This is a genomic window from Pseudomonas sp. L13, assembly GCF_009935965.1.
GTDB classification, from domain to species: Bacteria; Pseudomonadota; Gammaproteobacteria; order Pseudomonadales; family Pseudomonadaceae; genus Aquipseudomonas; species Aquipseudomonas lactis.
Window position 1 is genome coordinate 49,021 of record NZ_QODJ01000005.1, and the last position, 20,156, is coordinate 69,176.

Genomic DNA, 20,156 nt, shown 5'->3' on the forward strand with positions numbered 1-20,156 from the left:
TTTAACCGCGGCCGTTAGTCGAGGGCTTTCCAGATCTCGGTGGCGTACTCGCGGATGGTGCGGTCCGAGCTGAACCAGCCCATGCGCGCCGTGTTGAGCACCGCCGAGCGCCACCAGGCCTTGGAGTCGTGCCAATGCGCCTCGACCCGTGCCTGTGCGTCCCAGTAGGCGTCAAAGTCGGCACACACCAGGAAGCGGTCGTAGTCGATCAGCCCATCGATCAGGCCCACATAACGCCCCGGGTCATCCGGCGAAAACACCCCGCCACGGATCGCTTGCAGCACGTCGTTCAAACGATGGGACGCGGCGATGTCCGGCCCGGCGCTGAACTCGCCGGCATGCTTGCGAGCTTCCACCTGCTGGGCACTGAGACCGAAGATAAACATGTGCTCGGCGCCGACCCGCTCGTGCATCTCCACATTGGCGCCGTCCATGGTGCCGATGGTCAGCGCACCGTTGAGGCCGAACTTCATGTTGCTGGTGCCCGACGCTTCGAAGCCGGCGGTGGAAATCTGCTCCGACAAATCCGCTGCCGGAATGATGCTTTCCGCCAGGCTGACGTTGTAGTTGGGCAGGAACACCACCTTGAGCAGACCGCGTACGGTCGGGTCGTTGTTGACGGTGCGGGCGATGTCATTGGTCAGCTTGATGATCAGCTTGGCCTGGTGGTAGCTGGCCGCTGCCTTGCCGGCGAAGATCTTCACCCGAGGCACCCAGTCGATGCCCGGCTCGGCACGGATCGCCTGGTACAGCGCCACGGTGTGCAGCAGGTTGAGCAGTTGGCGCTTGTACTCGTGGATGCGCTTGACCTGCACATCAAACATCGCCGCCGGGTTGATCGCGATGCCCAGGCGCTCATGGATGATCTGCGCCAGGGCGCGCTTGCTGTGCAGGCGCTGCTCAGCAAATGCTTTGCGAAAGGCCGGTTTCTCGGCAAAGGGTTCCAACTCGATCAGGCGTTGTTCAGGCTGGTCGAGAATAGCCGGGCCCAGGGCTTCCACCAGCATATCGGTCAGCTTGGGGTTGGCCTGGTACAGCCAGCGGCGGAAGGTAATGCCGTTGGTTTTGTTGTTGATGCGTTCGGGGTAGAGCTTGTGCAGTTCGGAGAACACCGTGCTGCGCATTAGCTGGGTATGCAAACCGGACACGCCGTTGACGCTATGGGAGCCCAGGAACGCCAGATTGCCCATGCGCACGCGGCGGCCATTGTCTTCTTCGATCAGCGACACAGCGCGCAAAACATCAAAGTCGTGGATGCCTTTGGCACGCAGCGAGTCAATGTGCTGGGCGTTGATCAGGTAGATGATCTGCATGTGCCGCGGCAGCATGCGCTCCATCAAACCGACAGGCCAGGTTTCCAGCGCTTCGGGCAGCAGGGTGTGGTTGGTGTACGAAAGGGTCTCGACGGTGACATCCCACGCGGCTTCCCAGGGAATGTCATGCAGGTCCACCAACTGGCGCATCAACTCGGCCACGGCGATGGACGGGTGGGTGTCGTTGAGTTGGATGGCGGCGTGCTCGCCCAGGCTGAGTACCGAACCGTGCATGTTCTTGTGGCGGCGCAACAAGTCCTGCAGCGACGCGGAGACGAAGAAATATTCCTGGCGCAGGCGCAGCTCCTGCCCTGCTTCGGTGCTGTCGGCCGGGTAAAGCACGCGGGAGATGCTTTCGGCACGGGCCACTTCGGCGACGGCGCCCAAATGGTCACCAGCGTTGAAGCGCTCCAGGTGCAGGTCTTCTACGGCCCGCGCACGCCAAAGGCGCAGGGTGTTGACGCTGGCGCCGCGCCAGCCGACGACCGGCGTGTCATAGGCAACGGCACGTACGGTTTCGTTGGGCGACCATACCTGGATCATCTTGCCGGAGGCGTCCGCGACGGTTTCGACGCTGCCGCCAAAGCCAATCGGGTAAATCACCTCGGCGCGTTCGAATTCCCAAGGGTTACCGAAATCCAGCCAGCGCTCGGTCTGTTCCTGCTGCCAACCGTCGACAATCGCTTGGCGGAACAAGCCGTGTTCATAACGGATGCCATAGCCGTGGCCAGCAATGCCGAGGGTCGACATGCTTTCCATAAAGCACGCCGCCAGACGGCCCAGGCCACCATTGCCGAGCGCCGCGTCGGGCTCCAGCAGGCGGATGCGCTCCAGGTCGACGCCCAGCTCCGACAGCGCTTCGCGAGCGATCTCCAGCACACCCAGATTGCTCAGGCTGTCATAGAGCAGACGGCCGATGAGAAATTCCAGGGACAGGTAATAAACGCGCTTCTGGCCTTTGCGATAAATACGCCGCGTGTGGTCCATCCAGTGATCGACCATCTGGTCGCGGGCGGCCAGGGCAATGGCTTCGAACCAGTCATGATCGAAGGCGTGATCCGGGTCCTTGCCCACCGCGTAGGTGAGTTTGGTCAAGACAGCATCGCGGAATGCGGCTACCTCTGCTTCTCGTGCAAGCGGTTCCTGAGACATCGGTGCGACCTCGGGCGAGATTGAAGGAGTTGCTAGAGCCTAGTCGGTCTGACAGACGGTAGACGTGCTGGTTCGGTAGTTTTTCAACTCATTGGCCTGTGGCTGAATTTGATGCAGGGGTCGTGCCCGATCAGGCCCTGGCCAAACCTTTGAGCTGAAACCTGCAAAATATTGTTCAAAAAACCACCAATCCCGGTATGATCGCGCGCCCGGATAACGCCCCACCTTGGAACCTTGATGAAGCCTCAACTGATCGCCGCCGCGGAACTCGACCGTCTAGAGACCTGGCAGAAATACTCCGCCCATATGTGCGGTGGCTGCGTGTCCAGCTGCTGCACGCTGCCGGTGGAGGTGAAGATCAAGGACCTGATCCGCATTGGCATCGTCGATGAGTTCGAGCGCGGCGATCCGCCGAAGAACATCGCCAAGCGTCTGCAGAAAGAAGGCATCGTCGAGCGCTACAACAACAAGTCCGAAATTTTTACCCTGCAGCGCATGAGCAACAACGACTGCCTGTACCTGGATCGTAAGACGCGCTTTTGCACTATTTATGACAAGCGCCCGGATACCTGCCGCAATCACCCCAAAATCGGGCCGCGGCCGGGGTATTGCGCTTATAAGCCCAAGGAAGTGGTGCGCGAGACCAACTTCAAGACCCTCGACAAGTTCTGATCACGCGTTGTGGAGCTCTTAAGGGCCTCATCGCAGGCAAGCCAGCTCCCACATTTTGATTTGTGAACACGTTCAAATGTGGGAGCTGGCTTGCCTGCGATGAGGCCAGTAAAGACAACCCACATTCTGCAGGCATAAAAAAACGCCCCCGGCCTTTCGACCGGGGGCGTTTTTCATTCAGCCTGAGTTAACTCAGTTCTTGGCTTTCTTGGCAGCGCGGGTACGCTCGCCTTCGTCCAGGATCTTCTTACGCAGACGGATCGACTTAGGCGTGACTTCGCACAGCTCGTCGTCCTGGATGAATTCCAGAGCCTGTTCCAGGGTGAAGCGAACAGGTGGAACCAGAGCGATGGTTTCGTCTTTGCCCGAAGCACGCATGTTGTCGAGCTTCTTGCCTTTGGTTGGGTTGACGCCCATGTCGTTGTCACGGCTGTTCAGACCAACGATCTGGCCGTTGTAGATCTCTTGACCGTGTTCAACGAACAGCTTGCCACGCGCCTGGAGGGTTTCCAGGGAGTAGGTCAGCGCCTTGCCGGTTTCTACCGATACCAGAACACCGTTCTGACGGCCGGACATGTCGCCGGACTTCATGGTGTCGTAGCGATCGAAGATCGAGGTCAGGATGCCAGCACCGTTGGTCAGGGTCAGGAACTGGTTACGGAAACCGATCAGACCACGAGCAGGGATGTTGTATTCCAGACGCACACGGCCTTTGCCATCCGGCACCATGTTGGTCAGGTCGCCCTTACGCAGGCCCATCTCTTCCATGACCTTGCCCTGGGATTCTTCAGGGGTGTCGATGGTGACGTTTTCGAACGGTTCCTGCTTCACGCCGTCAACCTGACGGATGATCACTTCCGGACGACCAACACCCATTTCGAAGCCTTCGCGACGCATGGTTTCGATCAGTACCGAGAGGTGCAGCTCACCACGGCCGGAGACCTTGAACTTGTCAGCCGAGTCGCCTTCTTCAACACGCAGAGCAACGTTGTACAGCAGCTCCTTGTCCAGACGCTCCTTGATGTTACGGGAGGTCACGAACTTGCCTTCTTTACCGCAGAAAGGCGAGTCGTTTACCTGGAACGTCATGGAAACGGTTGGCTCGTCAACGGTCAGAGGCTTCATCGCCTCGACGTTGTCCGGCTGGCACAGGGTGTCGGAGATGAACAGCGAGTCCATACCGCTCACGCATACGATGTCGCCAGCGAAAGCTTCTTCAACGTCTACACGGTGCAGACCGTGGTGACCCATCAGCTTCAGGATACGACCGTTACGCTTCTTGCCGTCAGCGCCGATAGCGACAACCGGGGTGTTCGGCTTGACGCTACCACGAGCGATACGGCCAACGCCGATAACACCCAGGAAGCTGTTGTAGTCCAGTGCCGAGATTTGCATCTGGAACGGGCCTTCACGGTCAACTTTCGGTGCTGGTACGTTGTCGACGATCGACTGGTACAGCGGAGTCATGTCTTCAGCCATGTCGGTGTGGTCAAGACCAGCAATACCGTTCAGGGCCGAGGCGTAGATGACTTGGAAGTCCAGCTGTTCTTCGGTAGCACCCAGGTTGTCGAACAGGTCGAAGATCTGGTCCAGAACCCAGTCCGGACGCGCGCCTGGACGGTCAACCTTGTTGATGCACACGATCGGACGCAGGCCGGCTTCGAAAGCCTTCTTGGTCACAAAACGGGTTTGCGGCATAGGGCCGTCTTGAGCGTCAACCAGCAGCAGAACGGAGTCAACCATCGACATTACGCGTTCTACTTCGCCGCCGAAGTCGGCGTGGCCCGGGGTATCCACGATGTTGATGTGGTAGCCGTTCCAGTTGATAGCGGTGTTTTTTGCCAGGATGGTAATACCGCGCTCTTTTTCCTGGTCGTTGGAGTCCATCACGCGCTCGTCGTTGAGCTCGTTGCGCTCCAGGGTGCCGGATTGACGCAGGAGTTTGTCTACCAGGGTGGTTTTACCATGGTCAACGTGAGCAATGATGGCGATGTTACGTAGATTTTCGATCACTTGTGTATCTCGATCAGAGGATTCGGTGTGCTGACAGGTCGTGGCAGCGATTAACAGTAGAGTCAGGCCTTGCCGTTACAGCTTGACGGCAGAGTCGGGGGGCCGGTGACGCAGGCCACAGGCAAACAGCCCCGGGCTCTTAGCTCGGTCGATAAACGCGCACATTGGCATGCCCCTCACTGAGCAAATGGTGGGCATGCAGGCGACTCATCACGCCTTTGTCGCAATACAACAGGTACTGACGGCTGTTATCCAGTTCCTTGAAACGCGCGTTCAGTGCGTAGAACGGCAGCGTTTGCACGTCGATGCCAGCGATTTCCAGCGGCTCGTCTTCAGCGGCATCCGGGTGACGGATGTCGATGACGATCTGGCCGGCCAGGGCTTCGCTGACTTCTTCGATCTGCACATCCTGGCCCAATTCGTCGATCACCCGATCGATTGGCACCAGCTTGGCGTTCTCGAGCGCACGCTCCAGAATCGCCATGTCGAATTCTTTCTCTTCATGCTCCACGCGGTGACGCTTGGCGTGGGTCTTGGGGTTCACCGAAATGACCCCGCAGTATTCAGGCATATGCTTGGCAAAGTCGGCGGTGCCGATTTGCTCTGCCAGGTCGATGATGTCCTGCTTGTGGCTGGCGATCAGCGGTCGCAGCACCAGCTTCTCGGTCACGCAATCAATGATCGACAGGTTCGGCAGCGTCTGGCTGGAGACCTGGGAGATCGCTTCGCCGGTTACCAGGGCGTCGATCTGCAATTGATCGGCGATTCGGGACGCAGCGCGCAACATCATACGCTTCAATACTACGCCCATATGACTGTTATCGACTTTGCCGAGAATTTCGCCCAGCACTTCCTCGAACGGCACGCTTACAAATAGCACGCGTTGGGAGCTGCCGTATTTCTTCCAGATAAAGTGCGCGACTTCCATCACGCCCAATTCATGTGCACGCCCGCCCAGGTTGAAGAAGCAGAAATGGCTCATCAGGCCGCGACGCATGATCTGGTAGGCCGCCACCGTGGAATCGAAACCGCCGGACATCAATACCAGGGTCTGTTCCAGGGCGCCCAGCGGGTAGCCGCCGATGCTGTTGTGCTGGCTGTGGATCACAAACAACCGTTGGTCGCGAATTTCCATGCGCACTTCAATTTGTGGCGCCTTAAGGGAAATTCCAGCGGCACCGCACTCGCGACGCAGCTTGCTGCCGACGTATTTCTCGACGTCCATGGAGCTGAACGGATGCTTGCCGGCACGCTTGCAGCGCACCGAAAAAATCTTGCCTTCAAGCGCACTGCCGTAGTGCTGCTTGCACTTTTCGGTGATGTCGTCGAAGTCGCCCAGCGGGTACTCATCCACCTGCAGGAAATGCGCGATGCCCGGCATGCAGCTCAGGCGCTCGGTCATGTCCTTCAAGGCTTTGGCGTCGGTTATGCGGGTTTCCAGCTCGAGGTTGTCCCACACGCCGTTCACCACCACAGCCGGGTCCAGGTCGCGGAGCACGGCACGGATGTTCTTGGCCAACTGACGGATGAAACGCGTCCGTACCGGTCGGCTCTTGATGGTGATCTCGGGGAAGACTTTAACGATTAATTTCATGGAAACAGCGCGCGCCGGGCCTGCTGAAAAAGGGGGGCGCGGATTATAGCGGAAATCGCTCAAGGTTTAACCAGTTAATATGCATTGCCTACGCAATGCACCAAAACGGGTCATTTGCGCAAATAAACGCTACATTGCAGTGCGCGATTTATGCCGTTTTTGCCGATTGCACCGTTATAGGGGCTATTTTGAGGCAAAACGGCCATGTTGGCGCACTGGCATGCAATTTGCTCTCTTGTGAGGCAGGTTGCCTTGGCGGAGTATCCGCGCCGGCATCACCCAAATTCTAAGGGCTAACTCCACTACCCCAAGCCCGAAGCCACCCGGAGGACACCATGTCGAAGTCGGTTCAACTCATCAAAGATCATGACGTTAAATGGATTGATCTGCGCTTCACGGACACAAAAGGCACTCAGCACCACGTGACCATGCCGGCTCGCGATGCGCTGGAAGATGACTTCTTCGAAGTCGGCAAGATGTTCGACGGTTCCTCCATCGCCGGCTGGAAAGGCATCGAAGCCTCCGACATGATCCTGCTGCCAGACGACAGCACCGCCGTACTCGACCCGTTCACCGAAGAGCCAACCCTGATCCTGGTGTGCGACATCATCGAGCCTTCGACCATGCAAGGCTATGACCGCGACCCACGCGCCATCGCCCACCGCGCCGAGGAATACCTGAAGTCCACCGGTATCGGCGACACCGCATTCTTCGGCCCTGAGCCAGAGTTCTTCATCTTCGACTCGGTGAAGTTCAAATCCGACATCTCCGGCTCCATGTTCAAGATTTTCTCCGAGCAAGGCTCGTGGATGTCCGACCAGGACGTGGAAGGCGGCAACAAAGGCCACCGTCCAGGCGTGAAAGGCGGCTACTTCCCAGTACCACCGTTCGACTTCGACCACGAAATCCGTACCTCCATGTGCAACGCACTGGAAGAAATGGGCCAGACCGTTGAAGTTCACCACCACGAAGTGGCGACTGCCGGCCAGAACGAAATCGGCGTGAAATTCAACACGCTGGTGAAGAAGGCTGACGAAGTTCAAACCCTGAAATACTGCGTGCACAACGTTGCCGATGCCTATGGCCGCACCGCTACGTTCATGCCTAAGCCGCTGTACGGCGATAACGGCTCGGGCATGCACGTTCACGTATCGATTTCCAAAGATGGCAAGAACACCTTCGCCGGTGAAGGCTATGCCGGCCTGTCCGATACCGCCCTGTACTTCATCGGCGGCATCATCAAGCACGGCAAGGCCCTGAACGGCTTCACCAACCCGTCGACCAACTCCTACAAGCGTCTGGTCCCAGGCTTTGAAGCGCCGGTGATGCTGGCCTACTCGGCACGCAACCGCTCCGCCTCGATCCGTATTCCTTACGTCAACAGCCCTAAAGGCCGTCGTATCGAAGCACGCTTCCCGGACCCGGCTGCCAACCCTTACCTGGCCTTCGCCGCCCTGATGATGGCCGGCCTGGACGGTATCCAGAACAAGATCCACCCTGGCGACGCCGCCGACAAAAACTTGTACGACCTGCCGCCTGAAGAGGCCAAAGAGATCCCACAAGTGTGCGGCAGCCTGAAAGAAGCCCTGGAAGAGCTGGACAAGGGCCGTGCGTTCCTGACCAAAGGCGGCGTTTTCAGCGACGACTTCATCGACGCTTACATCGCCCTGAAAAGCGAAGAAGAAATCAAAGTACGCACCTTCGTACACCCACTGGAATACGAGCTGTACTACAGCTGCTGATCCGGTAGCGCTGCTTGAGGCAGCGTGATGAAAAAGACCTCCTTCGGGAGGTCTTTTTTTTGCCTGGGCGTTACGCTACGCCAACTCTGCAAACCCAATCAACGTGTGGGAGCTGGCTTGCCTGCGATAGCGCACTGCCGGCCACCTGCTGTATCACTGACACACCGCCATCGCGGGCAAGCCCGCTCCCACAGGAGATCACCTTTGAGATATCGACTTGTATTTGCCCTGCTGTTCATCAGTGCCAGTGCGAGCGCTGCGCCGCCTACGCTCGAACCCTTGCTCAACAGCATCGCCGAACGCCTGGAGATTGCCGACCAGGTGGCGCTGAGCAAATGGGACAGCCACAAGCCCGTGGAGGACAAGAAGCGTGAACAAGAGGTGATCGCCAGCGTTACTGCCCAGGCTGCCAGCTACAAGCTGGACCCGGCCGCTGCCGAGCAGTTCTTCGCCGTCCAGATCGAAGCCAACAAACTGGTGCAATACACCCACCTGTCCGATTGGCAGTTCCAGGGCAAGGCGCCCGACGACCCGCGCCCGGACTTGGTCAAGCAGATCCGCCCGCGATTGGACGAGCTGCAAAAAAGGCTGCTGCAGCAGTTGGCCGACTTCACTCCACAGCGCACCGACCCGCAGTGCCCGCAATGGCTGGCCGAGGGAGTACACGAACCGCTGAATGATCCGCTGCGCCAATTGGCGATGATCCGCGCCACCGCTGAACTGTGCATCTATAAAGGTTAAAAGGACTGCAAATCCAATTAAAAATGTGGGAGCTGGCTTGCCTGCGATAGCAGTGTTGAATGCACACAGCTATCGCAGGCAAGCCAGCTCCCACACTGACCACAATCATCACTGGCTGAACAACCTTCATAAAATCGCACTATATTGGTGCGATAGCCTGCACCCTTCTCAAGTGCCCAGCCCATTTTGGTTCGAAACTTCCCGTTAAGGCTGGCAGAACGCCACAGTTTCGCGCCTGAACCCCTTATTTCAGGGCATTAGCGCTTCTTTTCGGAGCCTTGGTTTGGTTTTTGCATTTTCCTTGTATCAGCGTGTGCCTCAAGCCCGCGCCTTGCTCCAAAAGAGGTCCCGATGACCATCAGCGATGCACTGCACCGTTTGTTACTCGACAACCTGACCACCGCGACCATCCTGCTCAATGCCGACCTGCGCCTTGAGTACATGAACCCGGCGGCGGAGATGCTCCTGGCCATCAGCGGCCAGCGCAGCCATGGGCAGTTCATCAGCGAATTGTTCACCGAGTCGGCCGAAGCCTTGAGTTCGTTGCGCCAGGCCGTGGAGCAGGCACACCCGTTCACCAAGCGCGAAGCGATGCTCACCGCGCTCACCGGGCAGACGCTGACCGTCGATTACGCCGTGACCCCGATCCTGAGCAACGGGGCGACCCTGCTACTACTCGAAGTCCACCCCCGCGACCGCCTGCTGCGCATCACCAAGGAGGAAGCGCAGCTGTCCAAGCAGGAAACCAGCAAGATGCTGGTGCGCGGCCTCGCCCATGAGATCAAGAACCCGCTGGGCGGTATTCGCGGCGCGGCACAGCTGTTGTCCCGCGAGCTGCCGGACGAGCACCTCAAGGATTACACCAACGTCATCATCGAAGAAGCCGACCGCCTGCGTAACCTGGTGGACCGCATGCTCGGCTCCAACAAGCTGCCGTCCCTGGCGATGACCAACGTGCATGAGGTGCTGGAGCGCGTCTGCCAGCTGGTCGAGGCCGAAAGCCAAGGCTGCATCACCCTGGTGCGCGACTACGACCCAAGCATTCCCGATGTGTTGATCGACCGCGAGCAGATGATCCAGGCGGTGCTCAACATCGTGCGCAACGCCATGCAGGCCATCAGCAGCCAGAACGAGCTGCGCCTGGGCCGCATCAGCCTGCGTACCCGCGCCCTGCGCCAGTTCACCATCGGCCATGTGCGCCATCGCCTGGTGACCAAGGTCGAGATCATCGACAACGGCCCGGGCATTCCTGCGGAGCTGCAGGAAACCATCTTCTTTCCCATGGTCAGCGGCCGCCCGGACGGTACCGGGCTGGGCCTGGCCATTACCCAGAACATCATCAGCCAGCATCAGGGCCTGATCGAATGTGAGAGCCACCCTGGCCACACCACGTTCTCGATCTTCCTGCCATTGGAACAAGGAGCCCCCACGACATGAGCCGTAGTGAAACTGTCTGGATCGTCGACGACGACCGTTCTATCCGCTGGGTCCTCGAAAAAGCCTTGCAACAAGAAGGCATGACCACCCAGAGCTTCGACAGCGCCGATGGGGTGATGAGCCGCCTGGCACGCCAGCAGCCGGACGTGATCATTTCCGACATCCGCATGCCTGGGGCCAGTGGCCTGGACTTGCTGGCGCGCATCCGCGAGCAGCACCCGCGCTTGCCGGTGATCATCATGACCGCCCACTCGGACCTGGACAGCGCTGTCGCGTCTTATCAGGGCGGCGCCTTTGAATACCTGCCCAAGCCATTCGACGTGGATGAGGCGGTGGCACTGGTCAAGCGCGCCAACCAGCACGCCCAGGAACAACAGAACCAGGAAGCCCCGCCGACCCTGACCCGCACCCCGGAAATCATCGGGGAAGCGCCGGCGATGCAAGAAGTGTTTCGCGCCATCGGGCGCTTGAGCCACTCCAACATCACCGTGCTGATCAACGGCGAATCCGGGACCGGTAAAGAGCTGGTGGCCCATGCCCTGCACCGCCACAGCCCACGGGCGGCCTCGCCGTTCATCGCGCTGAACATGGCGGCGATTCCCAAGGATTTGATGGAGTCCGAGCTGTTCGGCCATGAAAAAGGCGCGTTCACCGGGGCAGCCAACCTGCGTCGCGGACGCTTTGAACAGGCGGACGGCGGCACGCTGTTCCTCGATGAGATCGGCGACATGCCGGCCGATACCCAGACTCGCTTGCTGCGCGTGCTGGCTGACGGCGAGTTCTACCGTGTGGGCGGGCATACACCGGTCAAGGTCGATGTGCGCATCATCGCGGCCACCCACCAGAACCTGGAAACACTGGTGCATGCGGGTAAATTCCGTGAGGACTTGTTCCACCGCCTCAACGTGATCCGCATCCACATCCCGCGCATGTCGGACCGTCGCGAAGACATCCCCACCCTCGCCCGCCACTTCCTCAGCCGCGCCGCCCTGGAGCTGGCCGTGGAGCCCAAGCTGCTCAAAAGCGAGACCGAGGAATACCTCAAGAACCTGCCGTGGCCCGGCAATGTGCGCCAGCTGGAGAACACCTGCCGCTGGATCACCGTAATGGCGTCCGGGCGCGAAGTGCACATCAGCGATCTGCCGCCGGAGCTGCTGAGCCTGCCGCAGGACTCGGCACCCGTGACCAACTGGGAACAGGCGCTGCGCCAATGGGCCGACCAGGCCCTGGCACGCGGCCAGTCGAACCTGCTGGACAGCGCCGTGCCGGCGTTCGAGCGGATCATGATCGAGACTGCGTTGAAGCACACTGCCGGCCGTCGTCGCGATGCCGCCGTGCTGCTGGGCTGGGGGCGTAATACCCTGACGCGCAAGATCAAGGAACTGGGAATGAAGGTGGATGGTGGGGATGATGATGAGGGTGATGAGGCCTGAATCTCAAAGCCACTGAAAACCTACTGCGGGAGCCGGGCTTGCCCGCGATGACGGTGTGTCAGCCACCCGATATAGGGCTGACACACCGTCATCGCAGGCAAGCCAGCTCCCACATGTGTTTTGTGCAATGCCTGCAGACTGTGCACCGCTTCAATGCACTATGAACCGGCATTGAGCACAGACCCGAAACCTCACAGAGCGCTTTCGCTACGAAGTTCACAACCGTAGAAACAACCAAAGCCCCGTATTCCGGGGCTTTGCGCTTTTTGGCATTTTTTTCAAGCAGCAATTGCAAGTTTTGGCACGCCCCCTGCAACAACCCCAGTACTACCCAGTTTCGGGGACCTTGGTACAGGCAGGCCGAGAATCCCCTCTTTAACACCGAAGCCTCAGGCTTCACCCCGTTTTGGGAGCCCTGGTACAGGCAGGCCGGGAACTCCCTCTTTTATTGCTCTTGGAGATGGATCTCCAGCCGCCAGCGGCCATCGACCTCTGCACCGCGCCACTCCCCACGCAACGGCCGGGCCGCTACCAGGTTCAGCAGCAAGCCAGCATCGGTCTTGCGTATGCGCCAATTCACGTCCTTGTCATTGACCTTGAGCTGCCCGCTGGCAGCCTTGCCCTGAGCGTCAAACAGCAGCGCCACGGTGCCGTCGATATGCTCGCCGTGCAGCTTGGGTTCGTGGTTGAACCACACCACCAAACCCTGCGCCGCAGGTTCTACCTGTTGCAGCTCAAGCGGTTCGGGGGTGGTCAAGCGGCCGATCATCAAGCCAATCATCAAGCCGACAATCGCCAATGAGCCCAACACCCTTGGCAATAGCTTCGGTCTCGGGTCGTCTTCGGGGGTAGAATGCAGCGCATCTTTGCCTTCGGAGCCGTGCATGTTTCACGTCATCCTTTTTCAACCAGAAATTCCGCCGAATACCGGCAACGTTATCAGGCTGTGCGCCAACAGTGGCTGCCACCTGCATTTGATCGAGCCTTTAGGCTTTGACATGGACGACAAGCGCCTGCGCCGTGCCGGGTTGGACTACCACGAGTACGCCACCCTCAAGCGCCATGCCGACCTCGCCAGTTGCCTGGAGAGCCTGAGCCACCCACGGCTGTTCGCATTCACCACAAAGGGCTCGCGGCCGTTTCATGATGCCAGCTTTGCCGAGGGCGACGCGTTCCTGTTCGGCCCCGAGAGCCGCGGCCTGCCGGCCGAGGTGCTTGACGCATTGCCCGATGGCCACCGCCTGCGCTTGCCGATGCGTGAAGGCTGCCGCAGCCTGAACCTGTCCAACACCGTGGCCGTCGCTGTTTACGAAGGCTGGCGCCAACTCGGCTTTAAATAACACCCCTTCTCCCTGTAGGAGCGAGCTTGCTCGCGAAAAACCAACAGGCGATGTGGGCTACCTGATAGAGCTGCGTCATCGTTGACGCTCTTCGCGAGCAAGCTCGCTCCTACAGGCGTTAGCAGTACATAAAAAAAGCGCCTGTGATGGCGCTTTTTTATACATCGAAGGCTTACTGAACGGTTGGCGCGCCTTCCTGTTGCATGCGCTGCAGCTCTTGGGCGTACAGGGCATCGAAGTTCACCGGCGCCAGCATCAGTGCCGGGAACGAGCCACGGGTGACCAGGCTGTCCAGGGTCTCACGGGCGTACGGGAACAGGATGTTCGGGCAGAACGCGCCCAGGGTGTGGCTCATGGACGCTTCGTCCAGGCCCTGGATCAGGAAGATACCGGCCTGTTGCACTTCAGCGATGAAAGCAACTTCTTCACCATTCTTGACGGTGACCGACAGGGTCAGCACCACTTCGTGGAAGTCACCTTCCAGGGATTTCTGACGGGTGTTCAGGTCCAGCGCAACGCTTGGGGTCCATTCCTGACGGAAGATGGCCGGGCTTTTTGGCGCTTCGAACGACAGGTCACGCACGTAGATCCGCTGCAGCGAGAACTGTGGGCCTTGAGCTTCTGCTGCTTCGGTGTTCTGTTGATCAGTCATCGCAGATCCTTCTTTATCTTGGGTTCTTAAGGGTTTAGGCGTCAGGCGGACAGCAGCGCATCAAGTTTACCGGCGCGTTCCAGGGCAAACAGGTCGTCGCAGCCACCGATGTGCCGGGTGCCGATCCAGATCTGCGGGACCGACGTGCGGCCAGCCTTCTGGGCCATTTCGGCGCGCACCTGGGGCTTGCCATCGACCTTGATCTCTTCGAAGGCAACACCCTTTTTCTCAAGCAAGGCCTTGGCCCGCATGCAGTAAGGGCACCAATCGCTGGAATACACGACAACCTGGCTCATATCACTTCACCAACGGCAGGTTATCGCCACGCCAGCTGCTGATACCACCGGACAGCTTGGCGGCGGTGAAGCCGGTCTTGAGCATCTCGCGGGCGTGGGTGCCGGAGTGCTGGCCCTGGGCATCGACCAGGATGATGGTCTTGGCCTTGTGCTTTTCCAGTTCGCCCAGGCGCGCCATCAGCTTGTCCTGGGGAATGTTCAGGGCGCCCACGATATGGCCGGCGGCATAATCCTTGGCCGGGCGAATATCGACGACGACGGCCTCATCCTTGTTGACCAGCGCGGTCAGCTCCGACGTGCTCAGGCTGCGACCACCGCGGCTCAGTTCATGAGCGATCAGCAGCGCCAGCAGGATGACGAAGGCGCCCACAAGCAGGTAGTGGGCAGTGGCAAATGCAATCAGGTGATCAACCATCAAGGAGGTTCCAGGGCGTTAAAATGGCGGTAAGTATACACAGCCGCCAGGGGGGGCCAACCCCCGTAAAGCGGTGACGTGGTTGGAACTTAGCTTTAAACTGCCACTCCCTTTTCAATTGTCTTCCTTTATTAGCGCCGCGAGAGGATCTATGACTACCACGCCTAAACCTTTGGTCCTGATAATTCTCGATGGCTTCGGACACAGTGAAAGCCACCACGACAACGCGGTTTACTCGGCCAACAAGCCGGTACTGGACCGTCTGACCGCTACCGTGCCAAACGGTCTGATCTCAGGTTCCGGCATGGACGTGGGCCTGCCGGACGGCCAGATGGGCAACTCGGAAGTCGGCCACATGAACCTCGGCGCCGGACGAGTGGTGTACCAGGACTTCACCCGTGTCACCAAAGCCATCCGCGATGGCGAGTTCTTCGAGAACCCGACCATCTGCGCGGCGGTTGATAAAGCCGTTGCCGCCGGCAAGGCCGTGCACTTCATGGGCCTGTTGTCGGACGGCGGCGTACACAGCCATCAGGATCACTTGGTCGCCATGGCCGAACTGGCGTTCAAGCGCGGTGCTGACAAAATCTACCTGCACGCTTTCCTCGACGGCCGCGACACGCCGCCCAAAAGCGCACAATCCTCCATCGAACTGCTGGACGCCACCTTCGCCGCTCTGGGCAAGGGCCGTATCGCCAGCCTGGTGGGCCGCTACTTCGCCATGGACCGCGACAACCGTTGGGACCGTGTCTCCCAGGCCTACAACCTGATCGTCGACGGCCAGGCCGAATTCAACGCGGCCACCGCCCAGGAAGGTCTGGAAGCGGCCTACGCCCGTGGCGAGAGCGATGAGTTCGTCAAAGCCACCACCATCGGCGAGCCGGTGAAGGTCGAAGACGGCGACGCCGTGGTGTTCATGAACTTCCGCGCCGACCGTGCCCGTGAGCTGAGCCATGTGTTCGTCGATGACGGTTTCAAGGACTTCGAACGCGCGCGCCAGCCGAAGGTCGAGTTCGTCATGCTCACCCAATACGCCGCCAACATCCCGGCCCCGTCGGCGTTCGCGCCGGGCAGCCTGGAGAACGTGCTGGGCGACTACCTGGCCAAAAACGGCAAGACCCAGCTGCGCATCGCCGAGACCGAGAAATACGCTCACGTGACGTTCTTCTTCTCCGGTGGCCGCGAAGAGCCGTTCCCTGGCGAAGAGCGCATCCTGATCCCGTCGCCAAAAGTCGCGACCTACGACCTGCAGCCGGAAATGAGCGCGCCGGAAGTCACCGACAAGATCGTCGACGCCATTGAAAACCAGCGCTATGACGTAATCGTGGTCAACTACGCCAACGGCGACATGGTTGGCCATAGCGGCAACCTGGAAGCGGCGGTCAAGGCGGTTGAATGCCTGGACCTGTGCGTTGGCCGCATAGTCGACGCGCTGGAAAAAGTCGGCGGCGAAGCGCTGATCACCGCCGACCACGGCAACTGCGAGCAGATGTCTGACGAATCCACCGGCCAGGCTCACACAGCCCACACCACCGAGCCGGTACCGTTCATCTATGTCGGCAAACGTGACCTGAAAGTGCGTGAAGGTGGCGTGCTGGCGGATGTGGCGCCGACCATGCTGAAACTGATGGGGCTGGAGCAGCCGAAGGAGATGACCGGGACCTCGATCCTGGTCTGATCCGTAGGAGCGAGCTTGCTCGCGAAAAACTCACAGGCGCCGCGCTTAATCAGGGCACACGCGTTATCGTTGACGTTTTTCGCGAGCAAGCTCGCTCCTACATGGGTTCGTGGCGTTTTGGGGGATGTCTTTTTGACATACCCCTGCCACTCGGCACCTATCTTGCCCACCAGCCCCAATTGGGCGTTTTTTTTGCAGCGCTTGGCGGGCATACTAGGCCGTCCTTTTCCCCTGGTGTCGCCCGCCTCTATGCTTCGCGCCTTGATAACCCTTGCTCTTGTCTGCCTGCTCCAACCGGCGTTTGCCGATGAGCGTGCACAAACCCAACAACAGTTGGACGCTACGCGTCAGGACATTACCGAGCTGAAAAAGCTGCTCGGCAAGCTCCAGGAAGAAAAATCCGGGGTGCAGAAAGACCTGCGCGGCACGGAAACCGAAATGGGCAAGCTGGAGAAGCAGGTCCAGGAGCTGCAAAAAGAACTAAAGAAGAGCGAGTCGGAACTGGAGCGACTCGACGCTGAGAAAAAAAAACTCCAGAGCGCACGCGTTGAACAGCAACGCTTGATCGCGATCCAGGCCCGTGCCGCGTACCAGAGCGGCCGCCAGGAATACCTCAAGCTGCTGCTCAACCAGCAGAACCCGGAAAAATTCGCCCGTACCCTCACCTATTACGATTACCTGAGCCAGGCCCGCCTGGCGCAATTGAAGGGGTTCAACGAAACCCTGCGCCAATTGGCCAATGTCGAACAGGAAATCGCCGACCAGCAATCCCAGTTGCTCGACCAGAAAACCGCCCTCGACACCCAGCGCGACCAGCTCGATAAAGTACGCAAGGAACGCCAGCAGGCCCTGGCCAAGCTCAACAGCGATGTAAAAGCCCGCGACGCCAAGTTGCAGGCCCGTGAGCAAGACCAGGCCGACCTGGCCAAAGTGCTCAAGACCATCGAAGAAACCCTGGCCCGCCAGGCACGCGAGGCCGAAGAAGCGCGGCAAAAAGCGCTGATCGCCCAGCAGGAAGCCGAAAAAAAGCGTCAGCGTGAGGCCGAACTGGCTGCCACCACCGACGCTCCGGCCCCGCGCAAACCGGCGCGTGCAGCCCCTGGCCCGCTGGTTTCCAGCAGCGGCGAGTCGTTCGGCGGCCCTTTTGCTTCAGCGCGGGGCAAACTTCCATGGCCGGTTGATGGTCGATTACTGGCACGCTTTGGGGAAACCCGTGGCGATGACACCCGTGCCAAGTGGGATGGCGTGATGATCAGCGCCTCTGCCGGCAGCCAGGTCCACGCCGTGCACGGTGGGCGCGTGGTGTTTGCCGATTGGTTGCGGGGCGCCGGCTTGCTGGTGATTCTTGACCACGGTAATGGCTATTTGAGCCTTTACGGCCACAATCAGACATTACTCAAGTCGGCAGGTGATGTTGTAAAAGCCGGTGAATCCATCTCCACTGTCGGTAACAGTGGTGGCCAGGACACCCCGGCGCTGTACTTCGCTATTCGTCAGCAGGGCCGCCCGAGCGACCCTGCACAATGGTGCCGGTCCCAAGGATAGGGTCGCATCTACATTAGGAGTTCGTTCGACATGCTGCATTTGTCCCGCCTCACTTCGCTGGCCCTGACGATCGCCCTGGTGATCGGCGCGCCTCTGGCTTTTGCCGACCAGGCCGCACCGGCTGCACCCGCCACGGCTGCGACGACCAAGGCGCCATTGCCGCTGGACGAGCTGCGCACCTTTGCCGAGGTCATGGACCGGATCAAGGCAGCTTATGTCGAACCCGTAGACGACAAGGCCCTGCTGGAAAATGCCATCAAGGGCATGCTCAGCAACCTCGACCCGCACTCCGCCTACCTGGGCCCGGAAGATTTCGCCGAGCTGCAGGAAAGCACCAGCGGTGAGTTCGGTGGCCTGGGCATCGAAGTGGGCTCCGAAGATGGCCAGATCAAAGTGGTCTCGCCTATCGACGATACCCCGGCGTCCAAAGCGGGTATCCAGGCCGGCGACCTGATCGTGAAGATCAACGGCCAGCCGACCCGCGGCCAGACCATGACAGAAGCCGTCGACAAAATGCGCGGCAAGCTCGGCCAGAAGATCACCCTGACCCTGGTACGCGACGGCGGCAACCCGTTTGACGTGACCCTGGCGCGCGCGACCATCACGGTCAAAAGTGTGAAAAGCCAGCTGCTGGAGTCGGGCTACGGTTATATCCGTATCACTCAGTTCCAGGTCAAGACCGGCGACGAAGTGGCCAAGGCCCTGGCCAAGCTGCGCAAAGACAACGGCAAGAAGCTCAACGGCATCGTGCTTGACCTGCGCAACAACCCAGGCGGCGTGTTGCAGTCGGCGGTCGAGGTGGTCGACCACTTCGTCACCAAGGGCCTGATCGTCTACACCAAGGGCCGTATCGCCAACTCCGAGCTGCGCTTCTCGGCCACCGGCAACGACCTCAGCGAGAACGTGCCACTGGCGGTCTTGATCAACGGCGGCAGCGCCTCGGCCTCGGAAATCGTCGCCGGCGCCCTGCAAGACCTCAAGCGCGGCGTGCTGATGGGCACCACCAGCTTCGGCAAAGGCTCGGTGCAGACCGTATTGCCGCTAAACAACGAGCGTGCGCTGAAGATCACCACGGCGCTGTATTACACGCCCAACGGCCGCTCGATCCAGGCCCAGGGCATCGTGCCGGACATCGAAGTACGCCGCGCCAAGATCACCAACGAGATCGATGGCGAATACTACAAAGAGGCCGACCTGCAAGGTCACCTGGGCAATGGCAACGGCGGCGCCGACCAGCCAACCGGCAGCCGCGCCAAGGCCAAGCCGATGCCCCAGGACGATGACTACCAACTGGCCCAGGCACTCAGCCTGCTCAAGGGCTTGAGCATCACCCGCAGCCGTTGATCATGCGTCTTGCCCTGATCTTCGCTGTACTGTGCAGCCTCGCAGCGGTCGCTCAAGCGGCCCCTGCCGGCGAACCGCACAAAGCCTACCTGACACTGATCATCGACGACCTGGGGCAAAACCTGCCTCGGGATCGTCGCGTGCTTGCGCTACCCGGTCCGGTGACCGCCGCCATCATGCCGGACACGCCCCACGCCGCCGAATTCGCCCGTGAGGCCCACAAGGCTGGCAAGATCGTGATCCTGCACATGCCCATGGACCCGGCTACCGGCCCCTTCGCCTGGCACCCGGAGCTGCCCATCGAAGAACTGGGCAAGCGCCTGGACGCCGCGTTCGATGCCGTGCCGTACACGGCGGGTGTCAACAACCACATGGGCAGCCGCATGACCGCACAACCGGTGGCGATGGCGTGGTTGATGGCCGAGCTGCAGCGGCGCCACAAGTTTTTCGTGGACAGCCGCACCAGCGCGCAAACCGTCGCCGCCGCCGAGGCGCAAAAGATCGGTTTGGCCCATGTCTCGCGGGATGTATTTCTCGATGACGAGCGCACCGAGGCCGCGATTGCCACGCAATTGCAAACGGCGATAAAGCTGGCGCACAAGCAGGGTTCGGCGGTGATGATAGGGCATCCTTACCCACAGACGCTGGCGGTGCTGGAGCGCGAATTGCCCAAGCTCAAGGCGCAGGGCGTGGAGTGGATCGATATCAAGTTGATGATCAGCGTGCGCAGTAACCGGGCGATGGCCGGGCATGGCAAGAACGGCATTTACCGCTGACGCCCCCCTGTAG

17 protein-coding genes are annotated in these 20,156 nt (G+C 60.0%); 10 read left to right on the plus strand and 7 right to left on the minus strand.

Going from position 1 to position 20,156, the window contains the following annotated elements; genetic code table 11:
* Nucleotides 1-14: 14 nt before the first annotated feature.
* Nucleotides 15-2,465 carry a glycogen/starch/alpha-glucan phosphorylase gene (locus DK871_RS04945; RefSeq protein ID WP_161904195.1) on the minus strand — a complete coding sequence of 817 codons (2,451 nt, stop codon included), beginning with the start codon at nt 2,463-2,465 and terminating at the stop codon, nt 15-17.
* A gap of 237 nt (nt 2,466-2,702) precedes the next feature.
* On the opposite strand from DK871_RS04945, the gene DK871_RS04950 reads away from it, so the two are divergent.
* Nucleotides 2,703-3,137: a YkgJ family cysteine cluster protein gene (locus DK871_RS04950; protein WP_003187815.1), complete on the plus strand. Its 435-nt coding sequence runs from the start codon at nt 2,703-2,705 to the stop codon at nt 3,135-3,137.
* 192 nt (nt 3,138-3,329) lie between these two features.
* Here the strand turns inward: DK871_RS04950 and typA are convergent, their stop codons facing one another.
* Entirely contained in the window at nt 3,330-5,150 is a 1,821-nt protein-coding gene (gene typA, locus DK871_RS04955) for a translational GTPase TypA (protein WP_003187814.1), read from the minus strand.
* Nucleotides 5,151-5,289: 139 nt separating this feature from the next.
* Nucleotides 5,290-6,744, minus strand: a complete 1,455-nt coding sequence (thiI, locus tag DK871_RS04960) for a tRNA uracil 4-sulfurtransferase ThiI (protein ID WP_161904196.1) — start codon at nt 6,742-6,744, stop codon at nt 5,290-5,292.
* A gap of 335 nt (nt 6,745-7,079) precedes the next feature.
* Here thiI and glnA point away from each other — a divergent pair, with 335 nt between their 5' ends.
* The 4 genes from glnA to ntrC all read left to right on the plus strand — a co-directional run bounded on the left by glnA (nt 7,080) and on the right by ntrC (nt 12,097).
* On the plus strand, nt 7,080-8,486 hold the full coding sequence (gene glnA / locus DK871_RS04965) for a type I glutamate--ammonia ligase (RefSeq protein ID WP_003187811.1): 1,407 nt from the start codon (nt 7,080-7,082) through the stop codon (nt 8,484-8,486).
* Nucleotides 8,487-8,690: 204 nt separating this feature from the next.
* Entirely contained in the window at nt 8,691-9,227 is a 537-nt protein-coding gene (locus DK871_RS04970; RefSeq protein ID WP_161904197.1) for a chorismate mutase, read from the plus strand.
* Between the two features lie 351 nt (nt 9,228-9,578).
* On the plus strand, nt 9,579-10,664 hold the full coding sequence (gene glnL, locus DK871_RS04975; RefSeq protein WP_014716523.1) for a nitrogen regulation protein NR(II): 1,086 nt from the start codon (nt 9,579-9,581) through the stop codon (nt 10,662-10,664).
* The gene (gene ntrC / locus DK871_RS04980; protein ID WP_003187806.1) at nt 10,661-12,097 is read left to right on the plus strand and encodes a nitrogen regulation protein NR(I); all 1,437 of its coding nucleotides are present in this window, start codon (nt 10,661-10,663) and stop codon (nt 12,095-12,097) included. Before glnL ends, ntrC begins: the two co-directional genes overlap by 4 nt.
* A gap of 445 nt (nt 12,098-12,542) precedes the next feature.
* Here ntrC and DK871_RS04985 read toward each other — a convergent pair whose 3' ends face one another.
* The gene (locus DK871_RS04985; protein ID WP_161904198.1) at nt 12,543-12,983 is read right to left on the minus strand and encodes a hypothetical protein; all 441 of its coding nucleotides are present in this window, start codon (nt 12,981-12,983) and stop codon (nt 12,543-12,545) included.
* On the opposite strand from DK871_RS04985, the gene DK871_RS04990 reads away from it, so the two are divergent.
* On the plus strand, nt 12,982-13,437 hold the full coding sequence (locus DK871_RS04990) for a tRNA (cytidine(34)-2'-O)-methyltransferase (protein WP_161904199.1): 456 nt from the start codon (nt 12,982-12,984) through the stop codon (nt 13,435-13,437). The genes DK871_RS04985 and DK871_RS04990 overlap by 2 nt on opposite strands.
* A 172-nt stretch (nt 13,438-13,609) precedes the next feature.
* Here DK871_RS04990 and secB read toward each other — a convergent pair whose 3' ends face one another.
* From secB to DK871_RS05005, 3 genes are read right to left on the minus strand one after another with little or no spacing between them, the layout of a single operon-like run.
* Nucleotides 13,610-14,089, minus strand: a complete 480-nt coding sequence (gene secB / locus DK871_RS04995) for a protein-export chaperone SecB (protein ID WP_032894017.1) — start codon at nt 14,087-14,089, stop codon at nt 13,610-13,612.
* Between the two features lie 41 nt (nt 14,090-14,130).
* The gene (grxC, locus tag DK871_RS05000; RefSeq protein ID WP_003171118.1) at nt 14,131-14,385 is read right to left on the minus strand and encodes a glutaredoxin 3; all 255 of its coding nucleotides are present in this window, start codon (nt 14,383-14,385) and stop codon (nt 14,131-14,133) included.
* Nucleotide 14,386: 1 nt separating this feature from the next.
* On the minus strand, nt 14,387-14,800 hold the full coding sequence (locus tag DK871_RS05005; RefSeq protein ID WP_032894019.1) for a rhodanese-like domain-containing protein: 414 nt from the start codon (nt 14,798-14,800) through the stop codon (nt 14,387-14,389).
* Between the two features lie 151 nt (nt 14,801-14,951).
* Between DK871_RS05005 and gpmI the strand changes: the two genes are divergently transcribed.
* The 4 genes from gpmI (at nt 14,952) to DK871_RS05025 (ending at nt 20,143) form a co-directional block, all read left to right on the plus strand.
* Entirely contained in the window at nt 14,952-16,478 is a 1,527-nt protein-coding gene (gene gpmI / locus DK871_RS05010) for a 2,3-bisphosphoglycerate-independent phosphoglycerate mutase (protein WP_161904200.1), read from the plus strand.
* Between the two features lie 249 nt (nt 16,479-16,727).
* A complete protein-coding gene (locus DK871_RS05015) occupies nt 16,728-18,023 on the plus strand; it encodes a murein hydrolase activator EnvC (protein WP_003187792.1) in 1,296 nt (431 codons plus the stop codon).
* A gap of 30 nt (nt 18,024-18,053) precedes the next feature.
* Nucleotides 18,054-19,367 (plus strand): S41 family peptidase, encoded by a 1,314-nt coding sequence (locus DK871_RS05020; protein ID WP_003187790.1) that lies wholly within the window; start codon nt 18,054-18,056, stop codon nt 19,365-19,367.
* A 2-nt stretch (nt 19,368-19,369) separates the two neighbouring features.
* On the plus strand, nt 19,370-20,143 hold the full coding sequence (locus DK871_RS05025) for a divergent polysaccharide deacetylase family protein (RefSeq protein WP_161904201.1): 774 nt from the start codon (nt 19,370-19,372) through the stop codon (nt 20,141-20,143).
* Nucleotides 20,144-20,156: the final 13 nt, after the last annotated feature.